The sequence below is a fragment of the Microbacterium sp. nov. GSS16 genome (genome assembly GCF_028198145.1).
GTDB lineage: Bacteria > Actinomycetota > Actinomycetes > Actinomycetales > Microbacteriaceae > Microbacterium.
Genome location: NZ_CP116338.1, coordinates 1,382,654 through 1,399,748, shown reverse-complemented (window position 1 = coordinate 1,399,748; position 17,095 = coordinate 1,382,654). Strand labels below are relative to the sequence as shown.

The 17,095-nt window shown below is 67.4% G+C and carries 21 protein-coding genes; 3 read left to right on the top strand and 18 right to left on the bottom strand.

Features of this window, described 5'->3' with window-relative positions:
- Positions 1 to 31 precede the first annotated feature (31 nt).
- The 4 genes from PGB26_RS06595 to PGB26_RS06580 form a co-directional block, all read right to left on the bottom strand.
- Complete coding sequence (locus PGB26_RS06595; protein WP_271639537.1) at positions 32 to 829, bottom strand: sulfite exporter TauE/SafE family protein; 798 nt, start codon at positions 827 to 829, stop codon at positions 32 to 34.
- Positions 830 to 898: 69 nt separating this feature from the next.
- Positions 899 to 2,446, bottom strand: coding sequence for a tripartite tricarboxylate transporter permease (locus PGB26_RS06590; protein WP_271639536.1), 1,548 nt, complete (start codon positions 2,444 to 2,446; stop codon positions 899 to 901).
- Complete coding sequence (locus PGB26_RS06585) at positions 2,446 to 2,991, bottom strand: tripartite tricarboxylate transporter TctB family protein (protein WP_271639535.1); 546 nt, start codon at positions 2,989 to 2,991, stop codon at positions 2,446 to 2,448. The genes PGB26_RS06590 and PGB26_RS06585 overlap by 1 nt, the downstream gene beginning before the upstream one ends.
- Before the next feature lies 1 nt (position 2,992).
- The gene (locus tag PGB26_RS06580) at positions 2,993 to 4,009 is read right to left on the bottom strand and encodes a Bug family tripartite tricarboxylate transporter substrate binding protein (protein WP_271639534.1); all 1,017 of its coding nucleotides are present in this window, start codon (positions 4,007 to 4,009) and stop codon (positions 2,993 to 2,995) included.
- A 159-nt stretch (positions 4,010 to 4,168) separates the two neighbouring features.
- Between PGB26_RS06580 and PGB26_RS06575 the strand changes: the two genes are divergently transcribed.
- The gene (locus PGB26_RS06575; RefSeq protein ID WP_271639533.1) at positions 4,169 to 5,437 is read left to right on the top strand and encodes a PAS domain-containing protein; all 1,269 of its coding nucleotides are present in this window, start codon (positions 4,169 to 4,171) and stop codon (positions 5,435 to 5,437) included.
- Between the two features lie 38 nt (positions 5,438 to 5,475).
- The gene (locus tag PGB26_RS06570) at positions 5,476 to 7,059 is read left to right on the top strand and encodes an AMP-binding protein (protein WP_271639532.1); all 1,584 of its coding nucleotides are present in this window, start codon (positions 5,476 to 5,478) and stop codon (positions 7,057 to 7,059) included.
- Positions 7,060 to 7,129: 70 nt separating this feature from the next.
- On the opposite strand, the gene rplQ is transcribed toward PGB26_RS06570, so the two are convergent.
- The 7 genes from rplQ to PGB26_RS06535 form a co-directional block, all read right to left on the bottom strand.
- Positions 7,130 to 7,645 carry a 50S ribosomal protein L17 gene (gene rplQ, locus PGB26_RS06565; protein WP_271639531.1) on the bottom strand — a complete coding sequence of 172 codons (516 nt, stop codon included), beginning with the start codon at positions 7,643 to 7,645 and terminating at the stop codon, positions 7,130 to 7,132.
- Between the two features lie 35 nt (positions 7,646 to 7,680).
- Positions 7,681 to 8,670, bottom strand: a complete 990-nt coding sequence (locus PGB26_RS06560) for a DNA-directed RNA polymerase subunit alpha (RefSeq protein WP_271639530.1) — start codon at positions 8,668 to 8,670, stop codon at positions 7,681 to 7,683.
- 138 nt (positions 8,671 to 8,808) lie between these two features.
- Positions 8,809 to 9,207 carry a 30S ribosomal protein S11 gene (gene rpsK, locus PGB26_RS06555; RefSeq protein WP_071644012.1) on the bottom strand — a complete coding sequence of 133 codons (399 nt, stop codon included), beginning with the start codon at positions 9,205 to 9,207 and terminating at the stop codon, positions 8,809 to 8,811.
- Positions 9,208 to 9,234: 27 nt separating this feature from the next.
- The gene (gene rpsM, locus PGB26_RS06550) at positions 9,235 to 9,609 is read right to left on the bottom strand and encodes a 30S ribosomal protein S13 (protein ID WP_099196937.1); all 375 of its coding nucleotides are present in this window, start codon (positions 9,607 to 9,609) and stop codon (positions 9,235 to 9,237) included.
- Between the two features lie 226 nt (positions 9,610 to 9,835).
- Positions 9,836 to 9,952, bottom strand: coding sequence for a 50S ribosomal protein L36 (rpmJ, locus tag PGB26_RS06545; protein ID WP_071644008.1), 117 nt, complete (start codon positions 9,950 to 9,952; stop codon positions 9,836 to 9,838).
- Between the two features lie 61 nt (positions 9,953 to 10,013).
- A complete protein-coding gene (gene infA, locus PGB26_RS06540) occupies positions 10,014 to 10,235 on the bottom strand; it encodes a translation initiation factor IF-1 (RefSeq protein ID WP_017201569.1) in 222 nt (73 codons plus the stop codon).
- Positions 10,236 to 10,387: 152 nt separating this feature from the next.
- Positions 10,388 to 11,047, bottom strand: a complete 660-nt coding sequence (locus PGB26_RS06535; protein WP_271639525.1) for a DsbA family protein — start codon at positions 11,045 to 11,047, stop codon at positions 10,388 to 10,390.
- A 253-nt stretch (positions 11,048 to 11,300) separates the two neighbouring features.
- Between PGB26_RS06535 and PGB26_RS06530 the strand changes: the two genes are divergently transcribed.
- Entirely contained in the window at positions 11,301 to 12,329 is a 1,029-nt protein-coding gene (locus PGB26_RS06530) for a hypothetical protein (RefSeq protein ID WP_271639524.1), read from the top strand.
- A gap of 78 nt (positions 12,330 to 12,407) precedes the next feature.
- Here PGB26_RS06530 and map read toward each other — a convergent pair whose 3' ends face one another.
- The 7 genes from map to rplR all read right to left on the bottom strand — a co-directional run bounded on the left by map (position 12,408) and on the right by rplR (position 17,095).
- Complete coding sequence (map, locus tag PGB26_RS06525) at positions 12,408 to 13,256, bottom strand: type I methionyl aminopeptidase (protein ID WP_271639523.1); 849 nt, start codon at positions 13,254 to 13,256, stop codon at positions 12,408 to 12,410.
- Between the two features lie 7 nt (positions 13,257 to 13,263).
- Positions 13,264 to 13,860, bottom strand: coding sequence for an adenylate kinase (locus PGB26_RS06520; protein WP_271639522.1), 597 nt, complete (start codon positions 13,858 to 13,860; stop codon positions 13,264 to 13,266).
- Positions 13,857 to 15,179, bottom strand: coding sequence for a preprotein translocase subunit SecY (gene secY, locus PGB26_RS06515; RefSeq protein WP_271639521.1), 1,323 nt, complete (start codon positions 15,177 to 15,179; stop codon positions 13,857 to 13,859). Before secY ends, PGB26_RS06520 begins: the two co-directional genes overlap by 4 nt.
- A 113-nt stretch (positions 15,180 to 15,292) precedes the next feature.
- Complete coding sequence (gene rplO / locus PGB26_RS06510; protein ID WP_271639520.1) at positions 15,293 to 15,874, bottom strand: 50S ribosomal protein L15; 582 nt, start codon at positions 15,872 to 15,874, stop codon at positions 15,293 to 15,295.
- On the bottom strand, positions 15,874 to 16,059 hold the full coding sequence (gene rpmD / locus PGB26_RS06505; protein WP_071640253.1) for a 50S ribosomal protein L30: 186 nt from the start codon (positions 16,057 to 16,059) through the stop codon (positions 15,874 to 15,876). The genes rplO and rpmD overlap by 1 nt, the downstream gene beginning before the upstream one ends.
- A complete protein-coding gene (gene rpsE / locus PGB26_RS06500; protein WP_271639519.1) occupies positions 16,059 to 16,739 on the bottom strand; it encodes a 30S ribosomal protein S5 in 681 nt (226 codons plus the stop codon). Before rpsE ends, rpmD begins: the two co-directional genes overlap by 1 nt.
- The gene (rplR, locus tag PGB26_RS06495; RefSeq protein ID WP_071640257.1) at positions 16,736 to 17,095 is read right to left on the bottom strand and encodes a 50S ribosomal protein L18; all 360 of its coding nucleotides are present in this window, start codon (positions 17,093 to 17,095) and stop codon (positions 16,736 to 16,738) included. Before rplR ends, rpsE begins: the two co-directional genes overlap by 4 nt.

Genomic DNA, 17,095 nt, shown 5'->3' with positions numbered 1-17,095 from the left:
CGCGCTCTGCCTGGCGGGCTGTGCGAATGCCTCAGCGGGTGCGCGACCGCAGTGCCTTCAGCGCCATCTGCACGGCGATCACGACGAGATACGCCGCGAAGAGGATGTTGCCGGCGAACGGGTCGATCATCGTCGCGAGCCAGGCGCCGAGCGCGGTCGTCGTGCAGGCGGAGACGCCGATCAGGGCGGCCGCCACCAGGTCGACGTTGTGGTGACGCAGATTGCCGATGGTCCCAGAGACGGCTGTCGGGATCATCATCAGCAGGGAGGTGCCCTTGGCGACGAGGTCGCTCGTGCCGAAGCCGAGCATGAGAACGGGGACGACGACCACCCCGCCGCCCACGCCGATCAGTCCCGCGATGACGCCGGTGACCACGCCGACCGCCACGAGCGCGATGCCGTTGAGCCAGCCGAGCTCGAATTCGGCGGCCCGTGAGGGGATCACGATGAAGAGGCTCACGATGACGACGAGCAGGAAGGCGACGAAGCCCCAGCGCAGGGCTGTCTGCGAGACGCGGGGAAGCAGCCGCGAGCCGATCTGCGCACCCACCACCGCGCCGGCGGCGAGGATCAGCGCGGGGAGCCATGCCACCGAGCCCGACATCGCGTACGAGATGACGCCGACGCTCGCAGTCGGGACGATCGCCGCCAGCGACGTGCCGGCTGAGATCCGCTGACCGAAGCTGAGCAGCAGCACCAGCAGCGGCACGATCACCGTGCCGCCTCCCACCCCGAACAGCCCCGAGAGCAGGCCCGCTGCAAGCCCGATGCCGATGAAGGAGAGGTAGGCGCGGGGCCCCCGGGTGATGGCCTGGTGCTCTGCGTTCACGCAGTTCAGACTATCGCCGGCGGCCCCGCGCTCCTGAGCCGAGCCCGCTCGGCATCCGGCCCTCTCGGCTCAGACCTCCTGGTCGGCCTTGATAGGAACGGCGATCGACTCGGTCAGCGCCTGCTCGTAGCGGCGCTGTCGACGCCGCAGCCAGAGTCCGCCCGCGACCAGCGCCGCGAGCACCGCGTACGCGGTGGCCGCGAACGGCTGCGCGACCAGCGTCGACAGGTCGCCCTGGCTCAGCTGCAGCGCCTTGCGCAGATACTCCTCCCCCATCGGGCCCAGGATCATGCCGACGACCAGCGGAGCCACGGGGTACCCGAAGCGGCGCATGAAGTACCCGGGCACGCCGATGACCGCGAGGATGAGGATGTCGACGACCGCGAAGTTCAGCGCGTAGGCTCCGAAGGCGGCGAACAGCAGGATGCCCGCGTAGAGATAGGGGCGCGGGATCTGCAGCAGCTTCACCCACATCCCCACCAGCGGCAGGTTCAGCACGATGAGGATGACGTTGCCGAGGTACAGGCTCGCCACCAGCGCCCACACGAGAGCGGGCTGGGTCTGGAACAGCTGCGGCCCGGGCTGCAGACCGTACGCCTGGAAGGCGACCAGGATGATCGCCGCGGTCGCCGTGGTCGGCAGCCCCAGCGTCAGCAGCGGCACGAGGACCCCGGCCGCTGCGGCGTTGTTGGCGGATTCGGGTCCGGCGACGCCCTCGATGGCGCCGTGTCCGAACTCCTTTTTGTGCTTCGACAGCTTGCGCTCGGTGGCGTACGAGAGGAAGGTCGCGACGTCGGCGCCGCCCGCCGGGATGGTGCCGATCGGGAAGCCGATCGCGGTGCCGCGCAGCCACGGCTTCCACGAGCGCTTCCAGTCGCTCTTCGTCATCCAGCTGCGCCACCCGCCGGTGACCGGGATGACGTCGATCCCGCCGTGTCGCAGACGCGCGGCGATGTACAGCGTCTCTCCGACGGCGAACAGGCCGACGGCGACGAGCACGATGTCGATGCCGTCCGACAGGGGCAGCAGCCCCAGCGTGTAGCGCTGCTGAGCGGTCAGCGTGTCGGTGCCGACCAGGCCCAGGAAGAGGCCGACGCCGAGCGACGTCATGCCTCGCGGCACCGAGCTGCCGATCAGTGCGCCGACGGTGACGAACGCGATGACGATGAGCGCGACGTAGTCGGCAGGGCCGAGGTTCACCGCGAACTGGGCCAGCACCGGGGCGAGCAGCGTGAGGCCCACGGTCGCGATCGTGCCGGCGATGAACGAGCCGATCGCCGCTGTCGCGAGCGCGGCCGCGCCGCGGCCGAGCTTGGCCATCCTGTTGCCCTCGATCGCGGTCACGATCGAGGCGGACTCGCCCGGGGTGTTGAGCAGGATGCTGGTGGTCGAGCCGCCGTACATCCCGCCGTAGTAGATGCCGGCGAAGGTGATGAGAGCGGCCGTCGGGTCGAGGGTGTAGGTCAGCGGCAGCAGCAGCGCCACCGTCATGGCCGGTCCGATGCCGGGCAGCACCCCGACGGCCGTGCCGACCAGCACACCGAAGAACGCGAAGACGAGGTACTGCGGCTGCAGCGCGGTCGCGAAGCCCTCGAGAAGAAGAGTCCAGCTGTCCATCAGAACATCCCTCCGAGCCATCCGAGCGCCGGTCCCCAGGGCAGCGAGAGCCCCATCAGTCCGCCGAAGACGACCTGCACGACGAGGCTCAGCGCCAGGCCGATGATGAAGGCGAGCCACCAGCGCCTGGCGCCCAGCGACCACGCGACGATCCCGAAGAGCAGCGCCGCCGCCGGCGCCCACCCGATGAGGTCGATGAGCAGCAGATGCGCGACGACGGCCCCCACGATCTTCGCGAGGGTGAGCCAGTCGGTCTTCGCCTCGGGGTCGATGTCCTCTCCCTCTTCGAGCTCGGCGCGGTTTCCACGCAGCACCGAGACGAGCACAGCGACCGCAGAGCCGAGCAGCACGATCGACACGAAGATCGGGAAGATCGTCGGACCGACTTTCACGCCGACGGGAACGTGGATCGAGAAGGCCCCGATGAGCGCGAACGCGCCGAGGGCGAGCATGAGCAGGGCGAAGACGAGTTCTCCGACGGGAACCCGCTGAGCGGGCCGAGTCTCCTCGGCCCGCTCAGTCGCCCCGGGGTGCGGGGCGTTCATGTCAGATCAGTCCGATGTTCTCGAGCGTCCCGGTGACGTCGGCGATGCTCTCTTCGAGGAAGGCGTCGAACTCGTCGCCCGCGAGGAAGGCATCCGCCCACCCCTTCGTCTCGAGCTCCGACGTCCACGCCTTCGACTCGTGCATCTCGGTCACGATGCGCTCGAGTTCGTCACGGTCGGCGTCGGAGATGTCGCCGGGGGCGACCACGCCTCGCCAGTTCGTCAGCACGAGGTTGTACCCGGCGTCAGTGATGGTGGGCACGTCGGGCAGCGATTCGACGGGTTCCGCCGACGAGACGGCGAGCGCGCGCATCGAGCCGTCCTCGATGTACTGCAGGAACTCTCCCACTCCCGAGATGCCTGCGGCCACCTTGTTGCCGACGAGCAGCGAGACGGCCTCGCCACCGCCGGAGTTCGGCGTGTAGTTCAGCTTCGCCGGGATGTCGGCCCCGTCGACCCCCGCCTCTTCGAGCAGCAGACCGGCGAGGATGTGGTCGGCGCCACCCGCGGAGCCGCCGGTGACCGTGATCTCCTGGCCCTTTTCGACGATGTCGTCGACGAGATCCTCGAGGGTGTCGTACTTCGAGCTCTCGGGCACGACGACCACGAGAGGTTCGTCGGTGAGGCGGGCGATGGGCGTGGTGTCCTCGAGGCGCACCTTCGAGGCATTCGTCTCGATCGCGCCGACCATCACCAGCCCCATGACCATGAGCGTTGCCGGATCCTTCTGGTTCGCGAGCTGCGCGAGGCCGACGGTGCCGCCGGCGCCGCCGACGTTGGTGACCGGAGCCGATCCGACGATGTCGCCGTCGGTGAGCACCTTCGCCATCGCCCGACCCGTCTGATCCCATCCGCCACCCGGATCTGCGGGGACGATGAGCGAGACGTCCGTGAACGACGATGCGTCGCCCTTCGCGTCGGAATCCGATGCGGGTGCGGCATTCTGCGACGAGCATCCGGCGAGAGCCAGTGCCGCGACTGCGGCGATGGCGACCAGAGCTGAGCGTGACTTCTTCATGCGCTCCTCCTTGAGCGGTGTAGGGATGCTGGCAACCGTATGCACCGGAGGGACACCGGATCTGCTTCTGAAATCATTGGTCGGGCTTTCGAAACTATTGGTCTCGCATGCCCCGCGACCGGCCGTTGCCCCGCTCCCCGGCTCGGCGAGAATGGTCTGGTGGCCTCGAGGATGATGCGCGCGTCGCAGATGAGGCACAGCGGGATGACGCTGCGGGTGCAGCTGATCCTGCTGCAGGCGCTGATCGTCTCGGTCGTGACGCTCATCGCCGGCGTGACGGCCGGCGTCATCCAGGCGCACACGGTTCGCGACGCATACGAAGACCGCATGCTGGCGGTGGCGCAGTCGATCGCGTCAATGCCCGTGGTGCTCGATGCGTTCGACGACGCGAACCCGTCGGCGACCGTGCAGCCGCTGGCCGAGACCATCCGCCGGGCATCCGATCTCACGTATGTCGTCGTCGCCGACGCGAACGGCATCCGCTTCTCTCATCCGAATCCGGAGCGGATCGGGCAGAAGGTCTCGACCGATGCCTCGGTGCCGCTCTCGGGCGAGATCTACATGGGCACGCAGACCGGCACGCTCGGCCCGTCATGGCGTGTGAAGGTGCCGGTGTTCGACGGCTCCGATGTGATCGGCACGGTCTCGGTCGGCATCCTCGAGTCGCAGGGCACAGGCGAGTTCGTCGGGAATCTCACCTGGATCATCGGCGCGATGCTGGCCGCAGTCGTGCTGGGGCTCTTCGGCTCGGCGTGGGTGACCTCGGTGATCAGACGGCGTATCCACCTGCTCGAGCCGCACGAGATCACCGCGCTCGTGCGCAATCAGGAGACGACGCTGCACGGCCTCAGCGAGGGTGTCATCACGGTCGACGCCTCAGGCACCATCACCCTGGCGAACGATGCCGCGGCCCGGCTGCTGGGAGCGGAGGCGAGCGAGCTCACCGGCGCTCGTGCGGCCGATGTGCTCGACGACGAGCTGCGCGCGGTGCTCCGTGACGGTGAGGACGCGGGTCGTCCGGTGATCGTCGGCAGTCACGTGCTGGTCGCCCGCGGCACCGGTGCGCGGCAGGGCGGCGAGGCGGTGGATGCCACTCTGCTGCTGCGCGATCACACCGAGCTGCACGATGTCGTGCGCCGGGTCGAGGCGGCCGACGCCATCATCGCCTTCCGACGCCGTGCCGGCCTTCCCAAGGGCCTCAGCGCCGAGACCCTCGACCGCGTCGTCACCGCTCTGGACGAGCACCCCGACACGTCAGCCGCCGAGCTCGGCGAGGTGCTCGGGATGTCGAGGGTGAGCGCGCGGCGCTATCTCGAGCACCTCGCGAGCACCGGCCGTGCCGTGCGCACGCTGGACTATTCGACCAAGGGGCGCCCCGGCACCCGCTATCGGATCATTGAGACGGTGTCTCAGACCGTGCGAGACTGACGCCCAGCAAGCCGCCCGCTCTGATCGAAGGAGATCACATGCTTCGCAGCCCTCTGCCCGACGTCGAGATCCCGGCGGTGTCGATCTACGATTACCTGTTCTCCGACCTCGACGAGTCGACGCTCGACACCGTCGCGATCGTCGACGGCACGACCGGCGGCGAGACCACCTACCGCCAGCTGATCGCACAGATCGGGCTGTTCGCGGGCGCCCTGGCCGCCCGTGGCATCGTCGTCGGCGACCGGGTGGGGGTGCTCTGCCCGAACGTCCCGGCATTCGCCACGGTGTTCCACGGCATCCTGCGTGCCGGAGCCACCGCCACCACGATCAACTCCCTCTACACAGCAGACGAGATCGCGAACCAGCTGGCCGATGCCGGCGCGGAGTGGCTGGTGACGGTGTCGCCCCTGCTCGCCGGCGCGAGGGCTGCGGCGACGCAGCGCGGCATCGCCGACGACCACCTGATCGTGCTCGACGGCGCGGCCGGGCATCCGGGTCTGCGCGATCTGCTCGGCGAGGGACACGCCGCCCCCGACGTGTCGTTCGACCCGGCGACCCATCTCGCTGTGCTGCCCTACTCGTCGGGCACGACGGGGCGACCCAAGGGCGTCATGCTCACCCACCGCAACCTCATCGCCAACGTCGCCCAGGCCCGGGCGATGCTGAGCGTCGACGACACCGATCGCGTGCTCGCCGTGCTGCCGTTCTTCCACATCTACGGCATGACCGTGCTGCTGAACTTCGCGCTGCGTCAGCGCGCGGGGCTCGTCACCATGCCGAAGTTCGACCTTCTCGAGTTCCTGCGCATCATCTCCGAGCATCGCACGACATGGGTGTTCGTCGCGCCGCCGATCGCCGTCGCCCTGGCCAAGCATCCCGTCGTCGATCAGTACGATTTGTCGGCGGTCAAGGTGATCTTCTCGGGCGCGGCTCCGCTCGACGGCGGACTCGCCGCCGCCGTCGCGGCCCGCCTCGGCTGCGAGGTGGTGCAGGGCTACGGAATGACCGAGACCAGCCCGGCCGTCAACCTGATCCCGGCAGGGCGTCCTGAGATCGACAAGTCGTCGATCGGGCCGCTCGTGCCGAACACCGAGGCACGACTCGTCGATCCCGACACGGGTGCGGACGTGCAGGTTCCCGCCGACGGCCACAGCGCCCCCGGCGAGCTGTGGGTGCGCGGGCCGCAGGTCATGGTCGGCTACCTCAACCGACCGGATGCCACGGCCGAGATGCTCGATGCCGATGGATGGCTGCACACCGGAGACATCGCGACGGCTGCTTCCGACGGCACGTTCCGGATCGTCGACCGCCTCAAGGAGCTGATCAAGTACAAGGGCTACCAGGTGGCGCCGGCGGTGCTCGAGGCGGTGCTGCTCGAGCATCCGCTGGTCGCGGACGCGGCCGTGATCGGCGCTCAGGACGAGGACGGCCAGGAGGTGCCGAAGGCGTTCGTCGTCGCACAGCAGGATGCGACGCTCACTGCGGAGGATGTCATGACGTTCGTGGCGTCGAAGGTCGCACCGCACGAGAAGGTGCGGCAGGTGGAGTTCATCGACGGGATCCCGAAGTCGGCATCCGGCAAGATCCTGCGGAAGGATCTGCGCGCACGACAGGCCGGTTGACCTGCGTGCCGTATGAAGAAGCCCGCCACCCCGGAAGGGGCGGCGGGCTTCTTCATGCGGAGGGAAGGACTTACTCGGCCTTCTCCTCGGCGGGAGCCTCGGTGGTCTCCTCGGCGGTCTCGACCGGAGCCTCGGTGGTCTCCTCGACGGGAGCCTCCTCGACCTTCTCGGCCTTGGGCGCCTCGGCCTTGGCGGCGGGCTTCGCAGCCTTGCGCTTCGGGGTGACGGGCTCGAGGACGAGCTCGATCACGGCCATGGGGGCGTTGTCACCCTTGCGGTTGCCGACCTTCGTGATGCGGGTGTAGCCACCCTGACGGTCGGCGACCAGCGGAGCGATCTCGTTGAACAGCACGTGCGCGGCGTCCTTGTTCGAGCGCAGCACGGTGAGCGCACGACGACGCGCGTGCAGGTCGCCGCGCTTGCCGAGCGTGATCAGGCGCTCGGCGAGCGGACGCAGGCGCTTCGCCTTGGTCTCGGTCGTCTTGATCGACTTGTGGGTGAACAGCGCTGCCGCGAGGTTCGCGAGAAGAAGGCGCTCGTGTGCGGGGCCGCCTCCGAGGCGGGGACCCTTGGTGGGCTTGGGCATAATCGTCTAGCTCCTGGTCAGAAAGATGTCGGGTTTCAGAAGGACTCGTCTTCGCCTGCGCTGTAGAAGTGGGCGCCGTCGAAACCGGGCACCGAATCCTTCAGCGACAGACCGAGCGAGACGAGCTTGTCGCGCACCTCGTCGACCGACTTCTGTCCGAAATTGCGGATGTTCATCAGCTGCGTCTCCGAGAGGGCGACCAGCTCCGAGACGGTGTTGATGCCCTCGCGCTTGAGGCAGTTGTACGAGCGCACCGACAGATCGAGGTCCTCGATCGGCATGGAGAGCTCGCTGGAGAGCACAGCCTCGACCGGCGCCGGGCCGATCTCGATGCCCTCGGCCTCGACGTTCAGCTCGCGGGCGAGGCCGAACAGCTCGGTGAGGGTCTTGGCTGCGGAGGCGACGGCGTCGCGCGGGAGGATCGACGACTTGGTCTCGACGTCCAGCACGAGCTTGTCGAAGTCGGTGCGCTCACCGGCACGGGTGGCGTCGACGCGGTAGCTGACCTTGAGGACCGGCGAGTAGATCGAGTCGACCGGGATCTGACCGGCCTCTGCGTACTCGTTGCGGTTCTGTGCTGCCGAGACGTAGCCGCGGCCGCGCTCGATGGTCAGCTCGAGCTCGAAGCGAGCGGTGTCGTTGAGCGTCGCGATGACCAGGTCGGGGTTGTGCACCTCGACGCCCGCCGGAGCGGAGATGTCGGCTGCGGTGACCTCGCCGGCGCCCGTCTTGCGCAGGTACGCGGTGATGGGCTCGTCGCGCTCGCTGGAGACGACCAGCTGCTTGATGTTGAGGATGATCTCGGTGACGTCCTCCTTCACACCGGGGATCGTGCTGAACTCGTGCAGCACGCCGTCGATGCGAATGGTGGTGACCGATGCGCCGGGGATCGACGAGAGAAGGCTGCGACGCAGAGCGTTGCCGATCGTGTATCCGAAACCGGGCTCCAGGGGCTCGATGATGAACCGGCTGCGGTTCTCGGAGATCTTTTCCTCGTTGAGAGTGGGACGCTGTGCAATGAGCACTATGTGTTCCTTTCGATCACATGCCCGCTATATGACATGTGTGGGGTGAGGTCTGAAGTTGTGGGAAATCTGGGGGCGAGTCCGCCTCACCGGGTCCCTGAGCTTGTCGAAGGGTCCCAGTGAGGCGAATGCGCGAGATCAGACGCGGCGGCGCTTCGGCGGGCGGCAGCCGTTGTGCGCCTGCGGGGTGACATCCTGAATGGATCCCACCTCGAGGCCGGCGGCCTGCAGCGAGCGGATCGCGGTCTCGCGGCCCGAGCCCGGACCCTTCACGAAGACGTCGACCTTCTTGACGCCGTGCTCCGCTGCCTGGCGGGCAGCAGACTCCGCTGCCATGCCGGCGGCGTACGGGGTCGACTTGCGGGAGCCCTTGAAGCCCACGCCACCCGACGAGGCCCAGCTGATGACAGCGCCGGACGGGTCGGTGATCGAGACGATGGTGTTGTTGAACGTCGACTTGATGTGGGCCTGGCCCAGCGCGATGTTCTTCTTCTCCTTGCGGCGCGGCTTGCGCGCGGCGGCCTTGGGTGCAGCCATGAAAGTGTTCTCCTATTCCCTGGCCGCTTAGCGGGCCTTCTTCTTGCCGGCGACGGTGCGCTTCGGGCCCTTGCGGGTACGCGCGTTGGTCTTGGTGCGCTGACCGCGGACCGGAAGGCCGCGGCGGTGACGCAGGCCCTCGTAGGAGCCGATCTCGACCTTGCGGCGGATGTCGGCGGCGACCTCGCGGCGCAGGTCACCCTCCACCTTGTAGTTGCCTTCGATGTGGTCGCGCAGGGCGACGAGCTGCTCGTCGGTGAGGTCCTTGACGCGGATCGACTCGTCGATCTCGGTCGCCTTGAGGATCTCGACGGAGCGGGTGCGGCCGATGCCGTAGATGTAGGTGAGGGCGATCACCACGCGCTTGTCGCGCGGGATGTCAACGCCGGCAAGACGTGCCATGCGGTTCTCCTGGAGTGTTGTGGAGGTGTGGAGCAGCATCCGGTCCCGGGCCTCCGCCCCGAGGTGTCCGCCTCTTCAGGCTCGACCCGTTGGGTTGCTGAGCCTGCCGAAGCATCCGATGCTGCCTTATGTGATCCCACCCGGCCGTTGAGCGAAGCGACGAATCGAGACGTCTCGCATACGACGGTGAGTGTTCAGTTGTGGATTCTGCGGGGTGCGACCCTGCTCAGCCCTGGCGCTGCTTGTGACGCGGGTTCGACTTGCAGATGACCATGACGCGACCGTGACGACGGATCACGCGGCAGTGGTCGCAGATGGGCTTGACGCTGGGGTTGACCTTCATGATGTTTCCTGTTCGCTGTCTTCGTACCGCCCCGCGGGGCAGGCCGTTACTTCTCGACCGATCAGCGGTAGCGGTAGACGATCCGACCGCGGGTCAGGTCGTAGGGCGAGAGCTCCACGACCACGCGGTCCTCGGGGATGATGCGGATGTAGTTCTGCCGCATCTTTCCGGAGATCGTGGCGAGCACCTTGTGTCCGTTGCTGAGCTCAACGCGGAACATCGCGTTGGGCAGAGCCTCGGAAATGACGCCCTCGATCTCGATGACACCGTCTTTCTTAGCCATAGCCTCGCTGACGCTTCTGCAGATCGGTCGATCTGCGGTGGGTGGGTGATGAGTGTGGTGCGGCCTGTTCGGACACGCCGGAACGAGGCACAAGGCACCAAGGAACTAAGATATACCCTTGGCGGCCCTGCGGCAAATGGAGCGCAGCCCGATCAGGAAAGCACCTTCGGCAGCTCGGTGTTGATCTCGTTGATGTCGAGGCGCTTGCCGTTGATCTCGATCGTCGGAGTGCCCTTGATCTCGTGCGCCTTGGCCTGAGCAGCACCGTACTTCAGGTACGTGCCCTCATCGATGCAGCCAGCCGCCTTGTCGGCGCCCACCTGGTCGGCGATCTCCTTGAGCTGATCGTCGGTCAGACCGGTCGAGTTCTCTTGGGGCTGATTCGCGAACAGCGCGTTCATGAAGTCGAGCGCCTTGTCGGAGTTGTTCTCGGCCACGCAGTACATGGCCGCGGCCGAGCGCGACGAGTAGTCCGTGCCCTGCGAGAGGTGGTCGAGGATCGCGATGGGGTGGATCTCGAGAGTGAGCTCGTCGGAGGCTGCCGCCTCCTGCAGCTGCTGGCCGTAGGCCTGCTCGAACGAGTTGCACGCCGGGCACATGAAGTCGACGTAGGTCGAGACGACGTCTTCGCCTTCGCCGAACGTGATGGCGCCCGTCTCGGAGTTGACGATGTCGCCCTTCGGCGCCGGGCCCGCATCGGTGGCCTGGTTGTTCAGCCAGACGACGACCGCGCCGAGCGCGACCAGCACGACGACGACGGCGGCGGAGATTCCGATGGCGAACCAGTTGGGCTTGCTCTGGGCGTGGGCCATGACAGTCCGATCTTCAGCACAAAATTGTCGCACCCATTCTGCCCGGCGCACGCTATGCCTGCCATGTGAGCCGCGGCGCAGCTTCGTTTTCCCGCGAGACTTACCTTCCAGCACGAGACAGGCGTCTATGAGCACCGTCTGATGCTGGAGCGGAAGTCTCGCGGCTTTCCACATGGGGAGGTTCGCGGCTGGCTTTCCACCGAGAGCGGGAATGAGACGGATGCTCGGCTCGGGCACTGCGTTGAATGGGCGGATGCTGCTGTTGATCGAACGTGCCATCGTCGCCTCCCCTGTTCCGCTGATCACGCGATCGGAGGCGCGGATGCTGGGGATCACGCTGCGCGCCTCGACCCACGTGCGACTGCGGCGGGGCATCTACGCGCCGAAGCAGGCGTTCCTGAGGTTGAAGGCGTGGCAGCGCTACGCGGCTCGGGTGCACGCCTTCGCCCGCAGCAGGCCGGATGCCGTACTGTGCCTCGAGTCCGCAGCTGTGCTGCACGGGATGCCGGTGTTCGGGCATCCGCGCGACATTCATGTATTCGACCCCGATCTCAAGACCTCGCAGCGCAGCGGAGACGTGTGCGTGCACACCAGCGTCGATCCGCGCGAGATCGCCGTGGTCGCCGGCGTGCGGGTCACGTCGCTGCTCGACACCGCCGCCGACCTCGCCCGGGCGCTGCAGCCGGCGCGAGCTCTCGCCGTCGTAGACAGTGCGATCTCACCCGCGCAGGGTGGATCGCTATCGGTCAGCGACATCATGGCTCGCAGCAGGAGCCAGAACGGTTCGCGGGGCCGAGCCATGCTCCGCTGGGTATGCGAGCGAGCAGACCCTCGAGCAGAATCCCCGTCTGAGAGTGTGAGCCGGGCGATCATCGAGTGGAGCGGATTCGAGGAGCCGGAGCTGCAGCGTGAGTTCCACTACGACGGAAGCGAGGACCGGGTCGACTTTCACTTCCCTTCCACCGGGGTGGTCGGAGAGGCTGACGGCTGGGGCAAGTACCACCTTGACGACGCCGACGAAGCGGCTGAGCGGCTCAGAGCCGAGAAGCGCCGCGAGAACAGGCTCCGGCGGCACGGGCATCCGGTCGCACGGTGGGAGCTGGCGGACGCCTGGAAGGTCGATCCGCTCGTCGGCGCGCTGCGCGCAGCAGGGCTGCGCCCGCAGCATCCGATGCAGCCGGAGATGCTCGCCTCGCTCTCAGACCGCCGTCGTGACCGCCTCCCATCGCACCCGAGTTCACCGCGCGAGACTTCCGTTCGAGCACGAGACGGAGTTCATTGAACGCCGTCTCGTGCTGGAAGAGAAGTCTCGCGGGGGGGGCGCGGGGGCGCGGGGGGAGGGAGCGAACCGGAGGTCGCGCTACGCGATCGGGACGGGGGTCACGCCGAACGGCGCGAGGCCGGCCGCACCGCCGTCGGGGGCGGTGAGCACCCAGATACCGCCCTCGTGACGTGCGACGCTGTGCTCCCAGTGCGATCCGTCAGAGCCGTCGACGGTCGACACCGTCCAGTCGTCGTCCTCGATGAAGGTCGCCTCTCCCCCGGCGGTCACCATCGGCTCGATGGCGAGCACCAGCCCGGGGCGGATCTCGGCGCCCGCGTCGGGCGTGCGGTAGTTGAACACGCTCGGCGCCTCGTGCATCTTTCGGCCGATGCCGTGGCCGACGTATTCACGGAGGATGCCGTAGGACTCACCGGACACCTCCGAAACACCCTGCTCCTCGATGTAGTCCTGGATCGCGGCCCCGAGTTCGCCGATGTGCGTGGCGGATGCCATAGCCGCGATCCCCGCCCACATCGAGCCCTCGGTGACGCGCGAGAGCTCCTCGCGCCGCGCCACCAGCTCGGGGCGCGAGTCGTCCGGCACCACGAAGGTCACCGCGCTGTCGCCGTTCCAGCCCTTGTACTGCGCCCCGCAGTCGATCGAGACGATGTCGCCCGGCTCGAGCACTCGGTCGCCCGGGATGCCGTGCACGACCTGTTCGTTGACCGAGATGCACGTCGTGTGCCGGTACCCGCGCACGAGCTGGAAGTTCGACTCGGCGCCGCGATCCACGATGGTGCGCTCGGCGACGGCATCCAGTTCCGCGGTCGTGACCCCGGCACGCACCAGCGGTCGCACCGCGTCGAGAGCCGCGGCTGTGATCAGGCCGGGCTCGATCATCGAGCGCAGCTGAGCCGGTGTCTTGTAGATCGACTTGCGGAACATCGAGGGATCAGACCAGCTGCCCGATGCCGCGAGCGGCGAGGGCGGCCGAGATGCGCTCGGTGATCTCGTCGAGTGACCCGACGCCGTCGATGCGGTCGACGATGCCGCGCTCCTCGTAGACCGAGATGATCGGCGCGGTCTCGTGCTCGTAGATGTCGAGACGGTGCGCGATGGCCTCGTCCGTGTCATCCGAGCGACCCTGCTCCACAGCGCGCAGGCTGAGACGCGCGATGCTCTCCTCACGCGGCACGTCGAGCAGGATGACCGCGTCGAGAGACGCGTCGTGCTCACCGAGGAACGCGTCGAGGTGGTGCACCTGCGCGGTGTTGCGCGGGTAGCCGTCGAGCAGGAAGCCGCTCTGCGCGTCGTCCTGCGAGAGCCGGTCGCGCACGATCTCGCTGGTCAGCTCGTCGGGCACCAGGTCGCCGGCGTCGAGGATCGCGGTGACCTTCTGGCCCAGCTCGGTGCCCTCCTTGATGTTGGCGCGGAACATGTCGCCCGTCGAGACGACGGGGATGTTCAGCGCCTCGGCGACGCGGATGCCCTGGGTGCCCTTGCCGGAGCCCTGCGGGCCGACGATCAGAAGACGTGCGGAAGCGGTCATCGGAGGAGTCCTTCGTAGTGGCGCTGCTGCAGCTGCGCGTCGATCTGCTTCACCGTCTCGAGACCGACACCCACGATGATCAGGATCGAGGCGCCACCGAACGGGAAGTTCTGGTTGGCCTGCACCGTCGCCAGCGCGATCAGCGGGATCAGCGCGACGAGGCCCAGGTAGAGCGAGCCGGGGAAGGTGATGCGGGTGATGACGTAGTCGAGGTACTCCGCCGTCGGTCGGCCGGCGCGGATGCCCGGGATGAACCCGCCGTACTTCTTCATGTTGTCGGCGACCTCGACAGGGTTGAACGTGATCGCGACATAGAAGTAGGTGAAGCCGATGATCAGCAGGAAGTACGCGGCCATGTACAGCGGCTGGTCGCCGGATGCCATGTTCGCCAGGATCCAGGCCACCCAGGCCGGCGGCTCGCTGCCGTCTGCAGGGGTGTTGAACTGCGCGATGAGCATCGGCACGTACAGCAGCGATGAGGCGAAGATGATCGGGATCACACCCGCCATGTTGACCTTGATCGGGATGTACGTGTTCGTGCCGCCATAGGTGCGGCGGCCGACCATGCGCTTGGCGTACTGCACGGGCACGCGTCGCTGCGACTGCTCGACGTACACGATCAGCGACATCACCACGATGCCGATGATCATCACCAGCAGGAAGGTCTCGAAGCCCTTCGCCTCCCAGATCGCCCACATCGACGACGGGAAGGTGGCGGCGATCGAGGTGAAGATGAGCAGCGACATGCCGTTGCCGATGCCGCGCTCGGTGACGAGCTCGGCCATCCACATGATGAGTCCCGTGCCCGCGGTCATCGCGATGATGATGAGCGCCTGTGCCCACCACACGTCGTTGGTCAGCAGGTTGTTGCAGGCTGCGACGTCGGTCTGACCGAACAGCTGACCGCTGCGCGCCACGGTGACCACGGTCGCGGACTGCAGCAGTGCGAGTGCGATCGTGAGGTAGCGGGTGTACTGGGTCAGCTTGCTCTGGCCCGCCTGGCCCTCCTGGTGGAGGCTTTCGAAGTGCGGGATGACGACGCGGAGCAGCTGGGTGATGATCGTCGCGGTGATGTACGGCATCACGCCGAGGGCGAAGATCGACAGCTGCAGCAGTGCGCCGCCCGAGAAGAGGTTGACCAGTCCGAGCAGCCCATCGGTGCCGGCGTTGGCCGCGAGGCACTGCTCGACGTTCGGGAAGTTCACGAACGGAGCCGGCACATTCGAGCCCAGGCGATACAGAGCGATGATGCCGATGGTGAAAAGGATCTTCTGCCGCAGGTCGGGCGTGCGGAAGATTCGCGCGATGGCGCTAAACAAGGGCGTTCCTCCTGAAGGGATTGCCGAACGTGGAAGGACGGCCGAAAGTCCAGGGTAACGCAAAGGAGGGGCCGGATAATCTCCGACCCCTCCCAGCGTTCACCGCGGCCTGATCAGTTGACCGAACCGCCGGCGGCGACGATCTTCTGCTCGGCGCTGCCGGAGACCTTGTCGACCGACACGGTCAGCTTGACCGAGATGTCGCCGTCGCCGAGGACCTTGACCTTCTCGTTCTTGCGCACGGCACCCTTGGCGACAAGGTCGCTGACGGTGACGTCGCCACCCTGGGGGTAGAGCTCCGCCAGCTTGGCCAGGTTCACGACCTGGTACTCGACGCGGAACGGGTTCTTGAAGCCGCGCAGCTTCGGGGTGCGCATGTGCAGCGGCATCTGCCCACCCTCGAAGCCGGCGCGCACGGTGTTGCGCGCCTTCGTGCCCTTGGTTCCACGACCGGCGGTCTTGCCCTTCGAGCCCTCACCGCGACCGACACGGGTCTTCGCGGTGTGAGCGCCCGGGACGGGACGCAGGTGGTGCACCTTCAGCACCGAGGGACGCGAAGCCGGAGCGTCGACGTCCTTCTTGGCCGGAGCCTTCTTGTCGGCGGCCTTGGCCGGAGCAGCCTTGGCAGCAGCCGGACGCTTGGCAGCGGTCTTCGGGGCCTTCTCGGCCTCGACGGTTTCGTTCTTCTCAGCCATTAGTCGATCTCCTCAACCTTGACGAGGTGCGCGACGGCGCGGACGTAGCCGCGGGTCTGAGCGTCGTCGGGACGAACGACCGAGTCGCCGATCCGCTTGAGACCGAGCGAACGCAGCGTGTCGCGCTGGTTCTGCTTCTCGCTCACCTTGGACTTGATCTGCGTGACCTTGAGGCGCTCAGCCATCAGGCACCTACCTTCTGCGCGGCGGCGGCAGCGGCCTTCGCCTCGTTGCGGATGATGATCTCCGGCACGACGGCGTCGTAGTCGAGACCACGACGAGCGGCGACGGCGCGCGGCTCCTCGAGCCCCTGCAGCGCCTCGACGGTCGCGTGCACGATGTTGATCGTGTTCGACGAGCCGAGCGACTTCGACAGGACGTCGTGGATGCCGGCGCACTCCAGCACGGCGCGAACCGGACCACCGGCGATGACACCGGTACCGGCTGCGGCCGGACGAAGCAGGACGACACCTGCAGCGGCCTCACCCTGCACGGGGTGCGGGATGGTCGAGCCGACGCGCGGTACGCGGAAGAAGTTGCGCTTGGCCTCTTCGACACCCTTCGAGATCGCCAGGGGGACCTCGCGTGCCTTGCCGTAACCGACGCCCACCAGACCGTTGCCGTCGCCGACGACCACGAGAGCGGTGAAGCTGAAGCGACGACCACCCTTCACGACCTTCGAGACGCGGTTGATGGTGACGACGCGCTCGAGGAACTGGTTGTCCCCGCGGTCGCGCGAGTTGCGGTCGCGGCTCTGGCCGCGGTCGCGACCGCCACGGCGGTTGTCGCGCTGCTCGCGCTGCGGCTCGGCCTGAGCCTCGGCAGGAGCGGTTTCGGTCACTTCGTTCTCCTTGATGTCACTCACAGTGCCAGCCCCCCTTCACGGGCGCCTTCGGCGATGGCGGCGACACGACCGGCGTAGCGGTTGCCGCCACGGTCGAACACTGCCTCGGAAACGCCGGCGGCCTTCGCGCGCTCAGCGACGAGCTCGCCGACCTTGCGAGCCTTGGCGGTCTTGTCACCGTCGAAGGAGCGCAGTTCGGTCTCGAGCGTGGAAGCGGATGCCACCGTGTGGCCCTTGGCATCGTCGACGAGCTGCACGAACACGTGGCGCGCGGAGCGGTTGACGACGAGACGCGGGCGGACGTCGGAGCCGACGATCTTCTTGCGAAGACGTGCGTGGCGACGCGCGCGGGCGGCGGACTTGGACTTCACAGCCAT

What these genes read in the sequence shown, in the direction of transcription:
- PGB26_RS06590 (WP_271639536.1), bottom strand. Translation starts at nt 2,446, where the DNA reads ATGGACAGCTGGACTCTTCTTCTCGAGGGCTTCGCGACCGCGCTGCAG.
- PGB26_RS06585 (WP_271639535.1), bottom strand. Translation starts at nt 2,991, where the DNA reads ATGAACGCCCCGCACCCCGGGGCGACTGAGCGGGCCGAGGAGACTCGG.
- PGB26_RS06580 (WP_271639534.1), bottom strand. Translation starts at nt 4,009, where the DNA reads ATGAAGAAGTCACGCTCAGCTCTGGTCGCCATCGCCGCAGTCGCGGCA.
- PGB26_RS06570 (WP_271639532.1), top strand. Translation starts at nt 5,476, where the DNA reads ATGCTTCGCAGCCCTCTGCCCGACGTCGAGATCCCGGCGGTGTCGATC.
- rplQ (WP_271639531.1), bottom strand. Translation starts at nt 7,645, where the DNA reads ATGCCCAAGCCCACCAAGGGTCCCCGCCTCGGAGGCGGCCCCGCACAC.
- rpsK (WP_071644012.1), bottom strand. Translation starts at nt 9,207, where the DNA reads ATGGCTGCACCCAAGGCCGCCGCGCGCAAGCCGCGCCGCAAGGAGAAG.
- rpsM (WP_099196937.1), bottom strand. Translation starts at nt 9,609, where the DNA reads ATGGCACGTCTTGCCGGCGTTGACATCCCGCGCGACAAGCGCGTGGTG.
- rpmJ (WP_071644008.1), bottom strand. Translation starts at nt 9,952, where the DNA reads ATGAAGGTCAACCCCAGCGTCAAGCCCATCTGCGACCACTGCCGCGTG.
- infA (WP_017201569.1), bottom strand. Translation starts at nt 10,235, where the DNA reads ATGGCTAAGAAAGACGGTGTCATCGAGATCGAGGGCGTCATTTCCGAG.
- PGB26_RS06535 (WP_271639525.1), bottom strand. Translation starts at nt 11,047, where the DNA reads ATGGCCCACGCCCAGAGCAAGCCCAACTGGTTCGCCATCGGAATCTCC.
- PGB26_RS06530 (WP_271639524.1), top strand. Translation starts at nt 11,301, where the DNA reads ATGCTGCTGTTGATCGAACGTGCCATCGTCGCCTCCCCTGTTCCGCTG.
- map (WP_271639523.1), bottom strand. Translation starts at nt 13,256, where the DNA reads ATGTTCCGCAAGTCGATCTACAAGACACCGGCTCAGCTGCGCTCGATG.
- PGB26_RS06520 (WP_271639522.1), bottom strand. Translation starts at nt 13,860, where the DNA reads ATGACCGCTTCCGCACGTCTTCTGATCGTCGGCCCGCAGGGCTCCGGC.
- rplO (WP_271639520.1), bottom strand. Translation starts at nt 15,874, where the DNA reads ATGGCTGAGAAGAACGAAACCGTCGAGGCCGAGAAGGCCCCGAAGACC.
- rpmD (WP_071640253.1), bottom strand. Translation starts at nt 16,059, where the DNA reads ATGGCTGAGCGCCTCAAGGTCACGCAGATCAAGTCCAAGGTGAGCGAG.
- rplR (WP_071640257.1), bottom strand. Translation starts at nt 17,095, where the DNA reads ATGGCTGTGAAGTCCAAGTCCGCCGCCCGCGCGCGTCGCCACGCACGT.